At 71.0% G+C, this 16,508-nt stretch carries 16 protein-coding genes, 1 tRNA gene and 1 pseudogene; 8 read left to right on the forward strand and 10 right to left on the reverse strand.

Annotated features, from left to right (window positions below; translation table 11 throughout):
* Together ACH4F2_RS00005 and ACH4F2_RS00010 are read left to right on the forward strand one after the other, a co-directional pair.
* Positions 1-519 (forward strand): annotated as a pseudogene (locus tag ACH4F2_RS00005) (ABC transporter); the annotation flags it as partial.
* Positions 516-1,298 carry an ABC transporter permease gene (locus tag ACH4F2_RS00010; RefSeq protein WP_398130387.1) on the forward strand — a complete coding sequence of 261 codons (783 nt, stop codon included), beginning with the start codon at positions 516-518 and terminating at the stop codon, positions 1,296-1,298. The pseudogene ACH4F2_RS00005 and the gene ACH4F2_RS00010, both read left to right, overlap by 4 nt.
* Positions 1,299-1,552: 254 nt before the next feature.
* Here ACH4F2_RS00010 and ACH4F2_RS00015 read toward each other — a convergent pair whose 3' ends face one another.
* Positions 1,553-1,786 (reverse strand): DUF2277 domain-containing protein, encoded by a 234-nt coding sequence (locus ACH4F2_RS00015; RefSeq protein ID WP_398130388.1) that lies wholly within the window; start codon positions 1,784-1,786, stop codon positions 1,553-1,555.
* A gap of 4 nt (positions 1,787-1,790) precedes the next feature.
* A complete protein-coding gene (locus ACH4F2_RS00020) occupies positions 1,791-2,327 on the reverse strand; it encodes a GNAT family N-acetyltransferase (RefSeq protein WP_398130389.1) in 537 nt (178 codons plus the stop codon).
* Between the two features lie 134 nt (positions 2,328-2,461).
* Here ACH4F2_RS00020 and ACH4F2_RS00025 point away from each other — a divergent pair, with 134 nt between their 5' ends.
* Entirely contained in the window at positions 2,462-2,818 is a 357-nt protein-coding gene (locus ACH4F2_RS00025; RefSeq protein ID WP_398130390.1) for a hypothetical protein, read from the forward strand.
* A 139-nt stretch (positions 2,819-2,957) separates the two neighbouring features.
* On the opposite strand, the gene ACH4F2_RS00030 is transcribed toward ACH4F2_RS00025, so the two are convergent.
* Positions 2,958-3,032: transfer RNA gene (locus ACH4F2_RS00030), tRNA-Val, on the reverse strand.
* A 228-nt stretch (positions 3,033-3,260) separates the two neighbouring features.
* Here ACH4F2_RS00030 and ACH4F2_RS00035 point away from each other — a divergent pair.
* The 3 genes from ACH4F2_RS00035 (at position 3,261) to ACH4F2_RS00045 (ending at position 5,888) form a co-directional block, all read left to right on the forward strand.
* Positions 3,261-4,031, forward strand: a complete 771-nt coding sequence (locus ACH4F2_RS00035; RefSeq protein ID WP_398130391.1) for a DUF4097 family beta strand repeat-containing protein — start codon at positions 3,261-3,263, stop codon at positions 4,029-4,031.
* A gap of 71 nt (positions 4,032-4,102) precedes the next feature.
* A complete protein-coding gene (locus ACH4F2_RS00040; RefSeq protein WP_398130392.1) occupies positions 4,103-5,512 on the forward strand; it encodes a hypothetical protein in 1,410 nt (469 codons plus the stop codon).
* A gap of 157 nt (positions 5,513-5,669) precedes the next feature.
* Positions 5,670-5,888: a zinc ribbon domain-containing protein gene (locus tag ACH4F2_RS00045; protein ID WP_398130393.1), complete on the forward strand. Its 219-nt coding sequence runs from the start codon at positions 5,670-5,672 to the stop codon at positions 5,886-5,888.
* An 88-nt stretch (positions 5,889-5,976) separates the two neighbouring features.
* Here ACH4F2_RS00045 and ACH4F2_RS00050 read toward each other — a convergent pair whose 3' ends face one another.
* Both ACH4F2_RS00050 and ACH4F2_RS00055 read right to left on the reverse strand, forming a co-directional pair.
* The gene (locus ACH4F2_RS00050; protein ID WP_398130394.1) at positions 5,977-6,621 is read right to left on the reverse strand and encodes a response regulator; all 645 of its coding nucleotides are present in this window, start codon (positions 6,619-6,621) and stop codon (positions 5,977-5,979) included.
* Positions 6,612-7,754: a sensor histidine kinase gene (locus ACH4F2_RS00055; protein WP_398130395.1), complete on the reverse strand. Its 1,143-nt coding sequence runs from the start codon at positions 7,752-7,754 to the stop codon at positions 6,612-6,614. Before ACH4F2_RS00055 ends, ACH4F2_RS00050 begins: the two co-directional genes overlap by 10 nt.
* Positions 7,755-7,886: 132 nt before the next feature.
* Here ACH4F2_RS00055 and ACH4F2_RS00060 point away from each other — a divergent pair, with 132 nt between their 5' ends.
* Entirely contained in the window at positions 7,887-8,738 is an 852-nt protein-coding gene (locus ACH4F2_RS00060; RefSeq protein ID WP_398130396.1) for a DedA family protein, read from the forward strand.
* On the opposite strand, the gene ACH4F2_RS00065 is transcribed toward ACH4F2_RS00060, so the two are convergent.
* The 3 genes from ACH4F2_RS00065 to ACH4F2_RS00075 form a co-directional block, all read right to left on the reverse strand.
* Positions 8,656-9,468 (reverse strand): HAD family hydrolase, encoded by an 813-nt coding sequence (locus tag ACH4F2_RS00065; RefSeq protein WP_398130397.1) that lies wholly within the window; start codon positions 9,466-9,468, stop codon positions 8,656-8,658. The genes ACH4F2_RS00060 and ACH4F2_RS00065 overlap by 83 nt on opposite strands.
* Positions 9,468-11,942 (reverse strand): phosphoribosyltransferase, encoded by a 2,475-nt coding sequence (locus ACH4F2_RS00070; RefSeq protein ID WP_398130877.1) that lies wholly within the window; start codon positions 11,940-11,942, stop codon positions 9,468-9,470. Before ACH4F2_RS00070 ends, ACH4F2_RS00065 begins: the two co-directional genes overlap by 1 nt.
* A gap of 64 nt (positions 11,943-12,006) precedes the next feature.
* Positions 12,007-13,173: an HpcH/HpaI aldolase/citrate lyase family protein gene (locus ACH4F2_RS00075; RefSeq protein ID WP_398130398.1), complete on the reverse strand. Its 1,167-nt coding sequence runs from the start codon at positions 13,171-13,173 to the stop codon at positions 12,007-12,009.
* Positions 13,174-13,380: 207 nt separating this feature from the next.
* On the opposite strand from ACH4F2_RS00075, the gene ACH4F2_RS00080 reads away from it, so the two are divergent.
* The gene (locus tag ACH4F2_RS00080; RefSeq protein ID WP_398130399.1) at positions 13,381-14,340 is read left to right on the forward strand and encodes a TerD family protein; all 960 of its coding nucleotides are present in this window, start codon (positions 13,381-13,383) and stop codon (positions 14,338-14,340) included.
* Positions 14,341-14,417: 77 nt separating this feature from the next.
* Here ACH4F2_RS00080 and ACH4F2_RS00085 read toward each other — a convergent pair whose 3' ends face one another.
* Both ACH4F2_RS00085 and ACH4F2_RS00090 read right to left on the reverse strand, forming a co-directional pair.
* Positions 14,418-15,155, reverse strand: coding sequence for a Tellurium resistance (locus tag ACH4F2_RS00085; RefSeq protein WP_398130400.1), 738 nt, complete (start codon positions 15,153-15,155; stop codon positions 14,418-14,420).
* A 167-nt stretch (positions 15,156-15,322) separates the two neighbouring features.
* A complete protein-coding gene (locus ACH4F2_RS00090) occupies positions 15,323-16,465 on the reverse strand; it encodes a DUF475 domain-containing protein (protein ID WP_398130401.1) in 1,143 nt (380 codons plus the stop codon).
* Positions 16,466-16,508: the final 43 nt, after the last annotated feature.

The raw sequence follows: 16,508 nt of genomic DNA on the forward strand, positions 1-16,508 counted from the left end.
CTCGACGAACCGACCACCGGCCTCGACCCCCGCTCCCGCCACAACATGTGGCAGATCATCCGCGAACTCGTCACCGACGGCGTCACCGTCTTCCTCACCACCCAGTACCTCGAAGAGGCCGACGAACTCGCCGACCGCATCGCCGTGCTCAACGACGGCACCATCGCCGCCGAGGGAAGCGCCGAGGAACTCAAGCGGATCGTCCCCGGCGGACACGTCCGGCTCCGCTTCACCCACCCCACCGCCCACCAGGCCGCCGCCACCGCCCTGCACGAGGCCACCAGGGACGACGAAGCACTCACCCTGCAGATCCCCTCGGGCGGCACCCAACGCGAACTGCGCACCCTCCTCGACCGGCTCGACTCCGCCGGCATCGACGCCGACGAACTCACCGTCCACACCCCCGACCTCGACGACGTCTTCTTCGCCCTCACCGGCGGCACCGACCAGCGGCCCGCCGGCCCCAGCCGCACCAGCCGGTCCGACCAGATCAGCCAGACCAAGGAGGCTGTCCGATGAGCTCGCTCTCCCTCGCCGTGCGCGATTCGTCCACCATGCTGCGCCGCAACCTCCTGCACGCCCGGCGCTACCCGTCCCTCACCCTGAACCTGCTGCTCACGCCCGTCATGCTGCTGCTGCTCTTCGTCTACATCTTCGGTGACGCGATGAGCGCGGGTATCGGCGGCGACCGCTCCGATTACATCGCCTACCTCGTGCCGGGCCTGCTGCTGATGACGATCGGCAGCACCACGATCGGCACCGCGGTGTCCGTCTCCACCGACATGTCCGAGGGCATCATCGCCCGCTTCCGCACCATGGCCATCCACCGGCCTTCCGTGCTCATCGGACACGTCATCGGCAGCGTGCTGCAGTCGGTGCTGAGCGTGGTCCTCGTGGGCCTCGTCGCCGTGGCCATCGGTTTCCGGTCCACGGACGCCACGGCCCTGGAGTGGGCCGCGGCCTTCGGGCTGCTGGTGCTCTTCGCCCTGGCGCTCACCTGGATCGCGGTCGGCATGGGCCTGGTCAGTCCGAACGCCGAGGCGGCGAGCAACAACGCGATGCCGCTGATCCTGCTGCCGCTCCTCTCCAGCGCCTTCGTGCCGGTCGATGGGATGCCGGGCTGGTTCCAGCCGATCGCCGAGTACCAGCCGTTCACCCCCGCCATCGAGACCCTGCGCGGCCTGCTGCTCGGCACCGGGATCGGCCACAACGGCTGGCTCGCGGTCGCCTGGTGCCTGGCTCTCACCGCGCTCGGCTACTTCTGGTCGGCCGCGAAGTTCAACCGCGACCCGAAGTAGCCGCGGTGACAGCGCAGGTCACCAGCCGCGACGCGTCCCGCCCGAGGGCGGCGTACTCCGACACCCAGTCGGTGAACGCCGCCCCGTCGGCGTTCTCGGCCACCCGCCCAGCCGGGCCGCGAACCGGGTCCTCCCCCGGCCGCCTCTCCGCCACGCCGGCCAGGGCCGGTCACGAGGATGCGGGTGCACCGATGCCACCGATGCCCTGGTACCGCCGGTGCCTTCGCTGCCCCCGGTACCCGGATGTCCCGGTCTCAGGAGGCACGCCGCGTGCCGGCACCACCCCGCACTTCCAGCCCCGCCAGCAGTTCGGCCGTGGCCCCGGTGATGGCCTCCACTGCCTGTTCGAAGACCTCCCGGTTGTGCGCGGCCGGCGCGCGGAACCCGGACACCTTGCGCACGTACTGCAGGGCGGCGGCTCTGATCTCGTCCTCGGTGGCCTGCTCGGCCAGCACGGGCGGACGCAGTGTCTTGATGCTGCGGCACATGACGTCAGTCTCCCCACTCCAGGTCCACCCGCCAGTCGTTCGATCTGATCCAGTGGCCCTTCGGATACTCGAAGTCGGTCTGTCCGAGCAGGGTGAACCCGGCCCCGCGACAGACGGCGTTGGAAGCGGCGTGGTCGACGCTCGGGAAGGCGTGCAGATACCGGTGCGCCGCGTCGGCCCGGGCCGCCTCCCGCACCGCACGGGCCGCCCGGACAGCCAGCCCTCGCCCCTGGAACTCCGGCAGCACCGCCCACCCGGTCTCCCAGACCTCCGCTCCCTGCCAGGTCCGCTGCCAGTACCCGATCGAGCCGACGGTCTCGCCGCCGTCGTCCGCCAGCGTGACCCTGTACATCCGCCCCGGCTCGAGCACGGCGTACCGCCTGTGCCGCGCCGCTAGCGCTTCCTCGGTCTCCGGCCCGCCCAGGTGCGCGGTCATCTCGGGGCTGTTGGTCCTGCGCAGCAGCCACAGATCCCCCTCCGCCCAGGGGACCAGACGGACCCGCTCTCCGGCACGCCCTGCCCGCTCGTCCACACCATCCATGTTCTTCACGGTAGGGCAGGGGTCCGACAGTCGGCCCCGGCAGCGGATCCACGGACGGGCTGCGGGCCACCCTTTCGCGTGAACCACGGAAGGGGAACGCGCGCCTTAAAATCGAACAGGCGTATTATTGTGGTGTGGCTACGACCTATGATTTTCCCAGTGACCTCCTCGCCGGTCAGGAGGAACTGCATCAGGTCCGGGCCGAGCTGTCGGCCCTGCTCAAGAGACTTCCCTGGTCCGTCGAACCGCTCGACGGATTCAGCGACGCCAACGGCTGGCGCAAGGTCGAACGCCCCGCCTCACCCGGCTGGTCGGCGGACGAACAGGCCGAGGTGGAGAAGCTCCGGCAGCGCGAGCGCGAACTCGCCGTGTTCGTCAGCACCCATCGCTACTGGTCGGAGATCACCGGACCCGATCAGGTGAACGCCCGCTCGGAGCTGAAACACGCCCACGAGGCCCCGCCCCGGGAGACCCCGCCCGAGGACGCCTGAGGCAGCGCTGGTGGGAGGACTCGCGCGGACAGCCGAGGACGTCAGTCCCCGCCGAGTCAGCCGAACCGTCGTGTAAGCCGCGAGAGGCCCCCGGAACACTTCCGGGGGCCTCTCGCACCGGCGACAGCGGCGCCGGTCCTGGTGGGCGCGGACGGTTTCGAACCGCCGACATCCTGCTTGTAAGGCAGGCGCTCTACCCCTGAGCTACGCACCCAGGACGAGTCGACAGCCTACATGGCCCAGGGCACTGCCCGGCAAACGTGCTTGACGCCGGTCGCCCCGGGCCTGGGGTTAACCCCACCCCCGATCCGGTAGTGGGCCGTATCCCGGCGCGTGCCCGGGCGCACCTACAGTCTGAGAGCCTCGTCGGAAAGGGCTTCCTCCGCTCCGGAGGGATTCCCGGTCGGGGCACCTCGCCGTCCGTTCCAGGGGGAATCTCGTCATGGCCGCCCGTACCCTTCCTGCCCGCGCGTTCGCCGCCGTCGGCACCGTCGCCTTTCTCGTCGCGGGTCTCAGCGCCTGCGCCTCCGCCTCGGACGACAAGGACCCCGAGCAGCGGTCCTTCGCCCTTCAGGGCGACGCCCTCACCATCGACGCCGACGACTCCGCGCTGGAGATCGTCGCCGCCGACGGCAACCCGTCCGGCAAGATCGAGGTGACCAGGTGGTTCCAGGGATCGGTCGCGCTCGGCTCCGACCCCGAGGTGACCTGGAGCATGGACGGCGATCGGCTGAAGCTGCGGACGCACTGCTCCGGAGTGGTCGCCGACTGCGCCACCAAGCACCGCGTGGAGATACCGCGCGGCGTCGCCGTCAAGGTGAAGACCGACGACGGCAGCGTGCGGGCGCAAGGCTTCCGGGAGGCGCTGGAGATCCGCACGGAGGACGGGTCCGTCCGCGTCAGCGACGCCACCGGGCCGCTGGAACTGCACAGCGACGACGGATCCCTGCACGCGGACGTCTCGTCGCGCCGGGTGAACGCGTCCACCAAGGACGGCTCGGTCCACCTCGACCTCGGGTCCGTCCCGGACCGGGTGGAGACCCGAAGCGACGACGGCTCCGTGACCGTCGCCCTGCCCCGGGCCACGTACAAGGTGTCCGCCGACAGCGACGACGGATCGGTCGACGTGTCCGTGCCCCGGGACAAGGCCAGCTCCCACGTGGTGACCGCGCGCACCCAGGACGGCGAAGTCACGGTCCGAACCGCGAACTGACCGGCCCGTGTGTTCGTCCCTAACGGGTGGGAGAATGAACCCGGGCAGGACGGACGACACGGGAGAGGGATGTGACGGCGACACCATCGCAGCCGTACTCGCCGATGGTGCCGCGCGCGCAGCGCCTGCCGCACCGTCCCCACCACCGTCGCCGCACGTCCGGCGCGGTCCGTGACACGCTCACCCTCGTGGGCCTGCCGCTCCTGGCCGTGCTCGCGCTGCCCGCCGCGTTCGCCGGGGGCGGCACCCGGCGCTGGTTCGGCGGGCGGGCCGAGAGCCAGCGGGCGGAGGCGCAGGCCGCGAAGGACGACGCGGCGGCCGCCTTCTACGAACTGGACACCGCACAGCGGGACCTGCGGATCTCGATAGAGACGATCGCGGCTGTCGACGCCTCCCCCGCCGCCCGGCGCGCGGTCACCGACTTCGAGGCACTCGGCCGGCGCATCGACGAGGTCAGCCACCAGTACATCAGCGCCGTCGACGCCCACGACCTGGACCGGGACGACCTGGAGGCGTCGGCGGCCTCCAGCGCCCGCAGCGAACTGACCGCCGCCAAGAACGAGCTCGGCCGGGTCAAGCAGGACTTGGAGCGCTTCGCCGACGGCCTCGGCTCCCTGCTCGGCAAGGCCGAGACCCAGCTGGCCCGGCTGGCACCCACCGTCGAACGCGCCCGGCACACCCTGCTGGCCGCTTCCAACGCCCTGGACGCCGCCCGGGGATCCGGGCTGAAGGCGGACGACCTCGCCGCCCGGCTCGCCACCCTCGGCCCGGAACTCACCCGGCTGAACCAGGGCGCCGGACAGCACGGTGTGCCCCAGACCCTCGAACGGGCGGAACGCGTCACCCGAGAGGCCGAGTCGGTCCGTGCCGAGGCCGAACGACTGCCCGAACGCGCCGCCGAGATCAGCCACCGGCTGGTCTCCCTGCGCACCCGCGCCCAGGCCCTGACCACCCGCACCGAACAGGTCGAACCGGTACTGAGCGAGCTGCGGCGGCGGTTCACCGTCGCCTGCTGGCAGGACCTCCAGCACGTGCCGGACCAGGCCACCGAATCCGTCCGGCAGGCCGAACGGAAACTGGCCGAGGCCCAGACCGCCCGCGACGAACAGCGCTGGCCCGACGCCACCGCCCTGCTGTCGACGGTACGTGCGCTGCTGAACTCGACCGACGAGGCCGTCTCGGCCGCCGGCGACCGGCTGCGGCAGCTGAACGCCGTACAGAAGGACCCTCAGCAGGAGATCGAACGCACCCGCTTCGCGATCCGCGACGCCCAGCGCCTGGCCATGGCGGGCCGCAACACCCCCGACCCGCAGCACGCGCGCCCGCTGGACGACGCCGTGGCCCGGCTCGAGCGGACGATCACCATGCTGGAGGGCCGGCACCCCGACTACTGGCACTTCCTGACGGAGACGGAAGCGGTCCGGCAGACGGTTGCCCACGTGGTCACCCGGATCCGTGAGGAACGCGGGGCCGGCCACTGATCACCGGACGGCTGCCGGTCACGAACACCGGGTACGCCCCCGACCGAATTCCCGTTTTCACTCCGTGCCGGGTTTGCGCGCCCAACCGGTCCACGCCCTCCACCGGGTTTTCTGCCACCGGGACGGGCCATCCTGCCGGGCCGGTTAACCTGTGCGCATGCCTCGCTACGAGTACCGCTGCCGGAGCTGCGACGACACCTTCGAGCTGAGCCGTCCCATGGCCGAGTCCTCCGCTCCCGCCGCCTGCCCGGCGGGCCACGACGACACGGTGAAGCTGCTGTCGACGGTCGCGGTCGGCGGCTCGTCCTCCGCGCCTGCCCCGGCGCCGTCGTCGGGTGGCGGAGGCGGCTGCTGCGGTGGCGGCTGCTGCGGCTGACCTCCCGGCCCTGTCGCGGCCCCCGGGTGTCGCCGTGCAGGCTCCTCGGTCTTACCGGGCCGGCCCCGTCTGCTCCCTTCAGTTTCCCTCAGCTGCCCAGATAGCGCAGCACCGCCAGCACCCTGCGTGAATAGCCCTCACCCCCGGTCAGTTCCAGCTTGTCGAAGATGGCGTTGGTGTGTTTCTCCACCGCGCTCTGCGAGATGTGCAGCCGCCGCGCGATCGCCGCGTTGGTATGGCCCTGCGCCATCTCGGCCAGTACCTCCCGCTCCCGCGCGGTGAGCCGGGCGAGCAGGTCGGTGTGGGTCGTGCGGCCGAGCAACTGGCGGACGACCTCCGGGTCGAAGGCGGCCCGTCCGGCGGCCACCCGCTCCAGCGCGTCCAGGAACTCGTCGATCTGGACCACCCTGTCCTTCAGCAGATATCCCACTCCCTCCGTCTCACCGGTCAGCAACTCCGTCGCGTATCGCTTCTCGACGTACTGAGAGAGCACCAGCACCCCGACCGCCGGCCAGCGCCGGCGTATCTCCAGGGCCGCGCGCAGGCCCTCGTCCGTGTGTGTGGGCGGCATCCGGACATCGGCGACGACCACGTCCGGCGGGTCCTCGGCGACCGCCTTGAGCAGCAGCTCGGCGTTGCCGACGGCGGCGAGCACCTCGTGCCCTTCCTCCGTCAGCAGCCGCACGAGGCCCTCCCGCAGCAGGGTCGAGTCCTCGGCGAGGATCAGCCGCACGGCAGTTCCGCGGCCACGAGGGTGGGTCCGCCCGGCGGGCTGACCACGCTGAGGCTGCCGTCGAGGGCGGCGACGCGCCGCGCGAGCCCGAACAGTCCGCTGCCGGCGGCGTTCGCCCCGCCGCAGCCGTCGTCCTGGACACTCACGTACATCCGTTCCTCCTCCGTTCTGACGACGACGCTTATCCGGGTCGGCGCCGCGTGTTTGATCGCATTCGTGACCGCCTCGCATACGACGAAGTACGCGACGGTCGCCACGGCCTGCCCGGGCTCCTCGGCGAGGCCGTACTCCACTCCCACCGGCACGGACGCCCGCTCGGCGACCGTCTCCAGCGCGGCGCGCAGCCCCGCTTCGTCCAACGTGGTCGGATAGACCCGCCAGGCGACCTCGCGCAGTTCGTCCAGGGCGCGGCGGCTCTCGTCGTGGGCCTGACCCAGCAGCCTGTCCCGGCGGTCGGCGTCCTGGCTGCGGCGGGCACGGCCGAGCAGCATGCCGAGGGCGACGAGACGCTGCTGCACGCCGTCGTGCAGATCACGCTCGATGCGGCGTCGTTCGTCGTTCACCGCGTCGACCACCGCGGCGCGGCTGGCGGACAGCTCGGCGATACGCCGCTCCAGCTCCTCCTCGTGGCGGGGGCCGAGGAAGTGACGCGCCAGCTGCCCTTCCAGTCCGAGCACGCCGAATATTCCCTGCACGGCGAGGAACACGAGGAACAAACCGCCCAGACTGCCGAGGACCAGTGAACCGGGGTTGCGTATGCCGTCCAGCAGGAGCCAGCCGTATATCCCGAAGGTGCCGTACGCCAGGCCGATCGCGGCGGTCAGCATCACCACTCCGCCCAGGACGCCCAGGGCCCAGTGGCAGGCCACGTACCGCAGCGCCCGCACGTCCTCGTACGCGGGCGTGACCCGGAGGTCCAGCCACATCGCCAACCGGGCTCGCTCCAGCTCCGCCAGTCTGCGCGCGCCCGCGAGGACCGGGCGCAGTACGGCACGCCGGCCGGCCGGCCAGGCCGCCACGGGCAGCAGGGCCGCGCCGGCCAGCAGGGCGAAGAGCAGCTCGACGGCGGCCGCGGCGGTCCCCATGATCAGGCCCACCCCGCACCGCACCACGCGTCGCGCCATGTCTCGCATGATCGTGAGGCTAGCCGGGCGCTGCCGCGGCGCACACTGCGGAAAACCGCAATTCCCGCCTGCGGTACACCGCAGGCGATCTTGCGGTCTTCCTCAGTCTCCCTTCAGCTGCGATTTTCTAGCGTGGTCGACATGACAGCCCTCGCAGCGCAGACGGCCGCGGACAGCGGTGCGGCACCGCAGTGGATCAACGACCTCATGGACGCGCTCGGCGCACCGGGCGCCGGCCTCGCCATCGCTCTGGAGAACCTCTTCCCTCCCCTGCCGAGCGAGGTGATCCTGCCGCTCGCAGGGTTCGCGGCGAGTTCCGGCCGGATGAACCTGATCGCCGTCCTGCTGTGGACGACGGCTGGTTCGGTCATCGGCGCGCTCGCTCTGTACGGGATCGGCGCACTGCTCGGCCGGGACCGCACGGTGGCGATAGCGGGCAAGCTGCCGCTGGTGAAGGTGTCGGACATAGAGAAGACCGAGGCGTGGTTCCAGAAACACGGGACCAAGGCGGTGTTCTTCGGCCGGATGATACCGATCTTCCGCAGCCTGATCTCCGTGCCGGCAGGCGTGGAGCGGATGCGGCTGCCCGTCTTCCTCGCGCTGACCACGCTGGGCAGCGCGATCTGGAACACCGTGTTCGTCCTCGCGGGCTACGCCCTGGGGGACAACTGGTCCGAGGTCTCGAGCATCGCCTCCACGTACTCGAAGGTGATCCTCGCGATCGCCGCCCTGGCGCTGCTGGTCTTCATCGGCATGAGGCTGCTGCGGCCGGGGGCCGGCCACCGCAGGCGGGCCCCCGGACACGACCGCGGGCAGGACATACCGCCGTCGGCCGATGACGACGACTGCCCCGGCGCCCGAGGCGGTGCCGACGAGGGCACCGAGGGCACCGAGGGCACCGGCGGCGCGGTCAGCGCGCCGGGCTCACCGCACGCAGGAACTCCCGGAGAATCCGCTCACCGGCCAGCACGCCACGTTCGGGCAAGGCGCTGATCGCCGGAGCCGTCCAGTCGGAGTCGGCCAGCTCACCGTGGCCGGGGCGCCAGCCCCGGTCGGCGGCGAGCAGCAGGTCGGCGTCGAGGAGGGAGTCGCCGGCGGCGAGGGTGAGATCGGCGCCGGTGCGGCGGGCGACCTCGTGCACGGCGGCGCTCTTGGTGAGCGGCTTGGGCACGGCGTAGATCTTGCGGCCCTGGAGGGACACGGTCCAGCCGCGGTTCTCGGCCCACACGGCGAGTTCCTTCACCCAGTCCTCGGGCAGTAGTTCGCGCTCGACGACGAGGTAGGCGAAGAGGTCCTCGGCGACCCGGTGCTTGCGCACCCACAGCGGGTCGGCGGTGTCCATGAGGTGGTCGCGGACCTCGGCCAGCGAGGCACACTCGTCGGCCAGCCGTGCGGTCACCCGCGCGTGCCAGTCCGGGTCGGAGACGCCATCCACGAGCAGGTGACCGCCGTTGGCGCAGATCGCGTACTTCGACGGAGGGCCGGGGAGGTTGATGCGCTGGTACTGCCTGCGGGTCCGGGTGGTGGTCGGCACGAAGACCGCAGTGTCGCCGAGGTCGGACAGCAGCCCGGCTGCCGTCTCGGTCATGTAGGAGAGGGGTTTGCTCTCGTAGACCTCCACGCACAGCAGACGGGGTGCCCGCAGGTCGGGCATGGTCAGCCCGAGCGCGGCGGCCGAGTAGATGAGCGTGCGGTCGAGGTCGCTCGCGACGAGTACCGGCATCAGAGCGCCACCGCCGTGCCGTCGGCGCCGGTAGCGCCCCGCGTGTACTTGGGGTGGATCAGCCCGACACAGGTGTAGGGCAGGTCGGCGACCTCCTCCACAGGTACGCCCCGCTGTTCGGCCAGCAGGCGCACGTGGTCCAGGTCGGCGCCCGCGCCGGCCCGGGCGAGTACCTTCCAGGGCACGCGGCGCAGCATCACGCGGGTGGTCTCGCCGACGCCGGGCTTGACGAGGTTGACGTCGTGGATGCCGTACTCCTCGCTGATGCGCTCGACGGCGGCCCAGCCCTCCCAGGTGGGGGTGCGGTCGGCGGAGAGGAGCTCCTTGGCCTGGGCGTCGACCGTGTCGGCGACGTCCGGGAAGCGGGCGGAGACGGCGTCGAGAAAGGCCGGTGACAGGTCGGCGCCGGCGAGTTCGCGGTAGAACTTCGCGCCGTGGAAGTCGTGTCGGCCGACCAGGTCGGCGCGGAGCACGGTGCGGGATATCAGGCCGGACACCGTGGAGTTGAGGCAGGCGGAGGGGATGAGGAAGTCGTCGCGGGTCCCGTAGGTGCGTACGCAGGAACCGGGGTCGGCCAGCACGGCGATCTCCGGGTCGAAACCGGTGATGCCGTCGGAGGCCGCGAAGTCGCGCAGGGCGGCCGCCAGTTCGCGGGTGATGGCGCCCTTGCCGGTCCAGCCGTCGACGAAGACGACGTCGGCGGGGTCGTGACGGTCGGCCAGCCAGCGCAGCGCGTTGGCGTCGATGCCGCGGCCCCGGACGATGGACACGGCGTAGTGAGGAAGGTCGAGACCATGACGGAACTGCGCCCAGCGGCGCATCAGGATGCCGACGGGTGTGCCCGCGCGGGCGAGGGAGACCAGGACGGGGCGGGGCGACCGCTCCGCGAGCACGATCTCGGTGACGGCGCCGACGGCGCGGGCCAGCCGCGCGGCGGACGTCTCCAGGGCGGCGTGGAACAGCTCCTGGTACTGCTCGCTGGGCTGGTACTCCACGGGCAGCGACTCCGCGTAGTGCGCGCCGCCGCTCTGGATCGCCTCCTCGCGTTCCTCGGTCGGCGCCTCCAGCGTCACGTCCGAGAGATCCTGGAGCAGCCAGCCGACCTCGTCGGGCGCGTACGAGGAGAAGTCGGGGCCGCGCAGGGGCTCGGGCAGCATGGGGGGCCTTTCGGAGGCGTGCGAAGCGTGCGGGACGTACGACGGCACGACCGCGAGCAGTACGTGCGGGACATGGGCGGCGAGCCGGGCCAGCAGACCGTCGGGCGCGTGGAGTGCGGGGGTGTCGGCGGCCGAGTCGACGACGGCGACGACGGCGTCGAAGCCGGCGCCCGCGACGTTGTAGGCGTAGCGCTCGCCGGGGCCGTCGGCCGGGTCGTCGTGCGCGGGGAAGACGAGGCGGGTGCGTATCGCGTAACCGGGGTCGTCGACCGCGAGAACGGGAGAGCGAGTGGTGGTCGAGTAGCGCACGTCGGCGTCGGCGGTCTGCTCCAGCGCGTGGGCCAGGCGCAGCGGGGCGTACATCAGCTCCTCGAAGCCGAGGACGAGCACGCGGCGGGCGCCTGCGGGCAGCGCCTCGGTGATCCGCTCTGCCATGCCGGGCAGGGCGCTCTCCAGCCGGTCCCGCTGGGCGGCCGTGAACCCGTGCCGTCCGCCGTCGGGGACCCCGCCGGGCCACCGCAGTTCGACGCGCGCGATGGAGCCGGAAGAGGACGGGGCGGGCGCCTCGGGGCGGGCGGTGGCGCGAGCCTCGTACCGGGCGACCAGTTCCTGTCCCTTCTCCAGTACGCCCTCCGGCAGCCCGACCGTGCCCGACGCGGCCGTCACCAGGTCCACGCGGGCACCGATCTCCCGGGCGAAGTCCTCCAGCCGGCCGGCGTCGGCGGGCGAGCGCATGTCGACCAGGGCCACCACGACGTACCGCTTGCGGGGATAGCGCTCGTGCAGGGCGCGGACGGTGTTGAGCACCGTGTTGCCGGTGGAGAACTCGTCGTCGACGAGGACCAGCGGCCCGTCGCCGGCCAGCAGCGCCGGGTTCTCGGGCAGCAGGAGGTGGGAGGTCGCGTGCGAGTGGGACTCCTCGAAGCCACCGGCCCGGGCGACGCCGGTGACCGGGCGGCGGGTGGAGTGCAGGTACGGGGCGGGGCCGAGGCCGTCGGCGACCGAGTGGCCGAGGCCGGTCGCGGTCTCCGCGTAGCCGAGGACGACCGCGCCCTCGGCTGCTTCGGCGCCGAGCAGTTCGCGGACCCGGCGGCCGAGGGCGACGCCGTGGCCGTACACGACGGAGGGCGACTGCGGGACGTGCTTGCCGAGCACGTTGGAGACGAGCAGGTGCGCCCGCTTGGGGTTGCGTCGCAGGGCGAGTCCCAGCAGGCCGGGCAGCCTGTCGTCACCGGCGAGTTCGACACCGAGCCGCTCGGTGACCCAGCTGCCGGACCAGACTCCGGCGTCCTTCTCGGAGCGCGCCCTGTCGGTCATGTACTCGTGCCTTCCGTTGTCCACCGCGGCATGGGCCCTTGCGTCGGTCATGGCTTCCTTGCGTTCAGTCGGACAGGCCGGCGGCGAGCAGTTCCACGAAGCCGATGTCCTCGTTCGCCACCCCGAAGACCTCGGCGCGCAGCAGCGTGCGCTCCGCCCAGGCCCGGTGAGGCTTCACCTCGTTCATCTTGTTCGTGTAGGCGGACCTCAGTACACCCCCGCCGCCGCGTTCGGGCCGCAGGATGTCCTGGGCGTCACTGAACTCCTCGTGGCTGACCACGGACAGGGCATGCACGGGGAGCACGTGCGAGGGGTGGATGCAGGTCTTGCCCAGCAGGCCGTTGGCGCGGTCCAGGGAGATTTCCCGCAGCAGACCGTCCATCGCGTGCTCGATCAGCTTCTGGCGCAGTTCGACGGCCTGTACCTCGAGGAAGGGGCTCTGCCGCAGTTGCGGTTTGAACATCCTTTCCTGGACATGGAAGTACTCCCACACCGGCCCGGTCACCGTGAATCCGGTGCCGTCGGCCCGGGCGAGCATGTTCACCACGTCGGCGATCACGGAGGCGACGATCTGGACGTCGTACGCCGTCATGTCGGGGCCCCTGCGCAGCCCGTAGGAGGAGCAGAAGTCGGTCACGCCGAGACGCAGGGCGAGCACACGGTCTCGGTACTTGTCGACCGCGCGGAAGATCCCCTCCAGCGTCTGCACGCGGGACTCGCGGTACAGCAGGTCCGGGGACTCCAGCACGGGCATGGCGAAGAGCCTGCGGCCGCTGGCTGCCTCGGCGACGGAGAGCGCCTCCAGGAAGGGCATGCCGCGTTCCTCGGTGAACTTCGGCAGCACGAATCCGGACAGCAGCCGCACCGCGGAGCCGAGGCGCCGTACGAGGTCGCGTATCTGCTCGGGGGTGCGGACCCGGACGAACAGCAAGGGAATGTCGGCGTCGGAACGTTTCTCCAGGTCCGTGAGCTGGCGGACGAGGTTCTCCTCGCCGACCGGCACGTCGGCGTCGTCGATCGAGTCCTCCAGGCACAGCACCATCGACACCACACCGCTCGCGCTCTGCTTGAGGATGTCGTCGGCGAGTCTGGGCCGGGTGGCCGGGCTGTAGAGCGTGGCGCCCAGGGCCGCGGACAGCAACCGGGCCGGGGAGTCCGCCGTGAAGGTGCAGGGCTCCTGGTGGAAGAGGCGCTTCCGCACATCAGGGGCAATCTGTCCGAAATGACGCATCAAAACTCCCCCGTGGTGTCTGGGCGACCTGTGAACTGTCCAAGGTGGCCGGTAATAGTACGTACGTATCCATGTCGGAGGTTCCCACCGGGCATGAATTCCAGGTAACCCGGGCATGTCGGCGGCGGCGACCCGGGGTGAGCGGGCACGACCCGTGTACCCGCCCCCGCGTTGTCGTGACCAGGACCGAGAGGGCAGGATGACGGCATGACGCACGCGATGCTGAAGGGGTCGAACGTCCCGCTGCAAGCCACCACGGTACGCGCCGTGCTGCGCTGGTCACCCGGGCAGGGGGTCCCCGACATCGACGCCTCCGCACTGCTGCTGGGGCCGGACGACCGCGTGCGTTCCGACGAGGACTTCGTCTTCTACAACCAGCCTCGTCATCCCTCGGGCCAGGTCTGGCGCCTCGGCAAGAAGCGGGTCCCCGAGGGCCTGACCGACACGATCCAGACAGACCTCTCCGGGGTCGAGCCCTCGGTGGGCCGGATTCTGCTGGTCGCTTCGGCGGACGGCACCGCCTTCGACCGGGTCGGGTCGCTGCGCATCCTGCTGTACGACGCCACGGCCGCCGACGCGGAACCCCACGCGTACTTCGACGTCAAGCCGGAGACGGGCGAGGAGACAGCGCTGATCTGCGGCGAGCTGTACCGGCGCGGGGAGGGCTGGAAGTTCCGGGCACTGGGTGAGGGGTATTCGAACGGGCTCCAGGGCCTGGCGACCGACTTCGGCATCTCGGTGGACGAGTCGGAGGGGGCGGACGACCCCGTGTCGACCCGTCGGCCCGAGCCGTCCCCGCACACTCCCGCTCAGTCCATGCCCGTCCCGCCGGTGGCCGGTCCCGACGAGCCGACGGCAGTCCAGCCCGTCCAGCCCGTCCAACCCGCCCAGCCCGTCCCGGAGATCTCGCGGCCGCTGCCCCCGGAGCAGCCCACGGGGGTGCCGGCGCAGCCGGCCTACGGCTACCCGCAGCAGCCGCCGACGGCACAGCCGGCCTACGGCTATCCGCAGCCGGCCGGAGGCCCCGGGTACGGGTATCCGCAGGCGCCCGCCGCGGCGGGGGTCACCGGCGCGCAGCCCGGTTACGGCTATCCGCCGCCGGTCACCGGGGCTCCCGATCCGGACTTCCGGCTTCCGCCGCAGGGACCGCAGTTCGTCGGGCGGTAGACGCCCGGGCGGTACCGGCGACAGACGCCCGGGCGGTACCGGCAGTAGGCGCCTGGGCGGTACGGGCGGGCGGGGTCTCAGCGTTCCGCCTTGCTCTTGTGCCCCCGGCCCCACTGCAGGCCCCACCCGTACAGACGGTCGAGCTCTCCCTGGAAGCCGTACACGAACTTCACCTCGCGGCGGACGAAGATCTCGCCCTTGATGTTCTCGATCATCACCACGGCGCAGGACCGGGCCTGCGGGTGGCGCTCGTCGAGGCCTATCTCGATCCGGGGGCCGTTGCTCGGATAGAGCGTGACGATGGCGTGCGTGCGGTCGAAGGCCGGGGTCTGGTCGTAGATGTAGGCGAAGAGCAGGAGGCGTTTGATGGCGTCCTTGTGGTCGAGGTTGACGTAGATCGTCTCGCCGGAGGCCGAGCCGAACCGGTCGTCGCCGCTCAGCTTGACGTACGGGGGGCCGTTGGCGTCGCCCAGGAAGCCGCCGAGCGGCTGGACGACCCCGCGGGTGCCGTCCTGGAGCTCGTAGAGGCAGCCGAGGTCGAGGTCGACGTTGACCATGCTCTGGCTGTGGCCGACGACCTCGGGGGGCTTGAGCGCCTTGAAGGGGTGCCGCAGCAGGCTCTCACGCTGCACGCCCATGATGTCCGAGGTCCGCATCCGCCAGCTCAGGTTGACGCGCAGATGGCCGGTGGCCGCGCCCTGTTTGGTCAGGGAGACCTGGCTGTGCCGTTTGGTCAGCTGGATGGAGTTGGTCGCCGCGCTGCCCGAGTCGAACTCGGCCTCGCGACCGCGCCACAGACCGTCCAAGAAGCCCATTCCCGCCCCCACCTTCACTCGAACCACCGACCGCGAACCGCCGACGGGGCGGCCCCGAGGAGTCGTCCTCGTCGGCCGCCCCGCACAGAGCGTTCCTCGTCCGGGCCGTGTTCACACCGAAGGAGCAGGCGCACCGGGGGTGAACCCGGCCCGGGAAGAGAAGGGTTTCACACCCCGGAGGAGACCTCCGCCTTCTCCTTGCCGCCGTCTCCCCCGGCCGCCGCGAGCCTGCGGTTGCGGCGCACGGAGGACCAGAAGGAGGCACCGATCAGGACGACGCCGATCATGCCGGTGATGAACTCGTTGATCTCGTACTGGATGGTCACCAGGAGGACGGCGGCGAGGGCGCCGATGGCGTAGTGGGCGCCGTGCTCCAGGTAGACGTAGTCGTCGAGGGTGCCCTCGCGGACCAGGTAGACGGTCAGGGACCGGACGTACATGGCGCCGATACCGAGGCCGAGGGCCATCAGCACGATGTCGTTGGTGATGGCGAAGGCGCCGATGACGCCGTCGAAGGAGAAGGACGCGTCCAGGACCTCGAGGTAGAGGAACATGAAGAACGCGGCCTTGCCGGCCAGCCTGACGGCCGACTTGGGCTTGCCGGTGCGCTCGGCCTGCTCCTCGGCCTCGTGCTCCCGCTCCTCCTCTTCTTCGAGCTTGTCCTCGAAGAAGCCGGAGAGGCCGCCGACGATCAGGTAGGTGATCAGGCCCGCGATGCCGGAGAGCAGGACCGTCTCCGCCTTGTCCGCGTGCGTGCCGCCGTGCTGGTGGGCGTGGGCGCCGAAGGTGATAGCGGAGATCAGCAGCACGATCAGGGCGATGCAGGCCGACAGCATGTCGACCTTGCCGAGCTTGGCCAGCGGGCGCTCCAGCCAGCCCAGCCACTTGATGTCCCGGTCCTCGAAGATGAAGTCGAGGAAGATCATGAGGAGGAACATGCCACCGAAGGCGGCGATCGACGGATGGGCGTCCGTCACCAGCTCCTGGTAGCGGTCCTTGTCGGTGAGGGCGAGGTCGACGGCCTCGATCGGCCCGAGCGACGCGCTGACCGCCACGATCACGACCGGGAAGACCAGGCGCATGCCGAAGACGGCGATCAGGATGCCGATGGTGAGGAAGATCTTCTGCCAGAAGGCATTCATCTTCTTCAGGATCCCGGCGTTGACCACCGCGTTGTCGAAGGACAGCGAGATCTCCAGGACGGACAGGATCGCCACGATGCCGAAGGCGGCCCACCCCCCGTAGAAGACCGCGGCCACCAGGCCGAGCGCGGTGACCGCGAACGACCACCCGAAGGTTTTCAGAACCACTGGCTACCCAATCGTGTTTGTACGGGGCTCCCCCGCGCCGTAC

This window comes from Streptomyces sp. NPDC017890, assembly GCF_044328675.1.
Taxonomy (GTDB): domain Bacteria; phylum Actinomycetota; class Actinomycetes; order Streptomycetales; family Streptomycetaceae; genus Streptomyces.

Coding starts and splice junctions, on each gene's coding strand:
- ACH4F2_RS00010 (WP_398130387.1), top strand. CDS start 516: ATGAGCTCGCTCTCCCTCGCCGTGCGCGATTCGTCCACCATGCTGCGC.
- ACH4F2_RS00015 (WP_398130388.1), bottom strand. CDS start 1,786: ATGTGCCGCAGCATCAAGACACTGCGTCCGCCCGTGCTGGCCGAGCAG.
- ACH4F2_RS00020 (WP_398130389.1), bottom strand. CDS start 2,327: ATGGATGGTGTGGACGAGCGGGCAGGGCGTGCCGGAGAGCGGGTCCGT.
- ACH4F2_RS00035 (WP_398130391.1), top strand. CDS start 3,261: ATGGCCGCCCGTACCCTTCCTGCCCGCGCGTTCGCCGCCGTCGGCACC.
- ACH4F2_RS00045 (WP_398130393.1), top strand. CDS start 5,670: ATGCCTCGCTACGAGTACCGCTGCCGGAGCTGCGACGACACCTTCGAG.
- ACH4F2_RS00055 (WP_398130395.1), bottom strand. CDS start 7,754: ATGCGAGACATGGCGCGACGCGTGGTGCGGTGCGGGGTGGGCCTGATC.
- ACH4F2_RS00060 (WP_398130396.1), top strand. CDS start 7,887: ATGACAGCCCTCGCAGCGCAGACGGCCGCGGACAGCGGTGCGGCACCG.
- ACH4F2_RS00065 (WP_398130397.1), bottom strand. CDS start 9,468: ATGCCGGTACTCGTCGCGAGCGACCTCGACCGCACGCTCATCTACTCG.
- ACH4F2_RS00070 (WP_398130877.1), bottom strand. CDS start 11,942: ATGACCGACAGGGCGCGCTCCGAGAAGGACGCCGGAGTCTGGTCCGGC.
- ACH4F2_RS00075 (WP_398130398.1), bottom strand. CDS start 13,173: ATGCGTCATTTCGGACAGATTGCCCCTGATGTGCGGAAGCGCCTCTTC.
- ACH4F2_RS00080 (WP_398130399.1), top strand. CDS start 13,381: ATGACGCACGCGATGCTGAAGGGGTCGAACGTCCCGCTGCAAGCCACC.
- ACH4F2_RS00085 (WP_398130400.1), bottom strand. CDS start 15,155: ATGGGCTTCTTGGACGGTCTGTGGCGCGGTCGCGAGGCCGAGTTCGAC.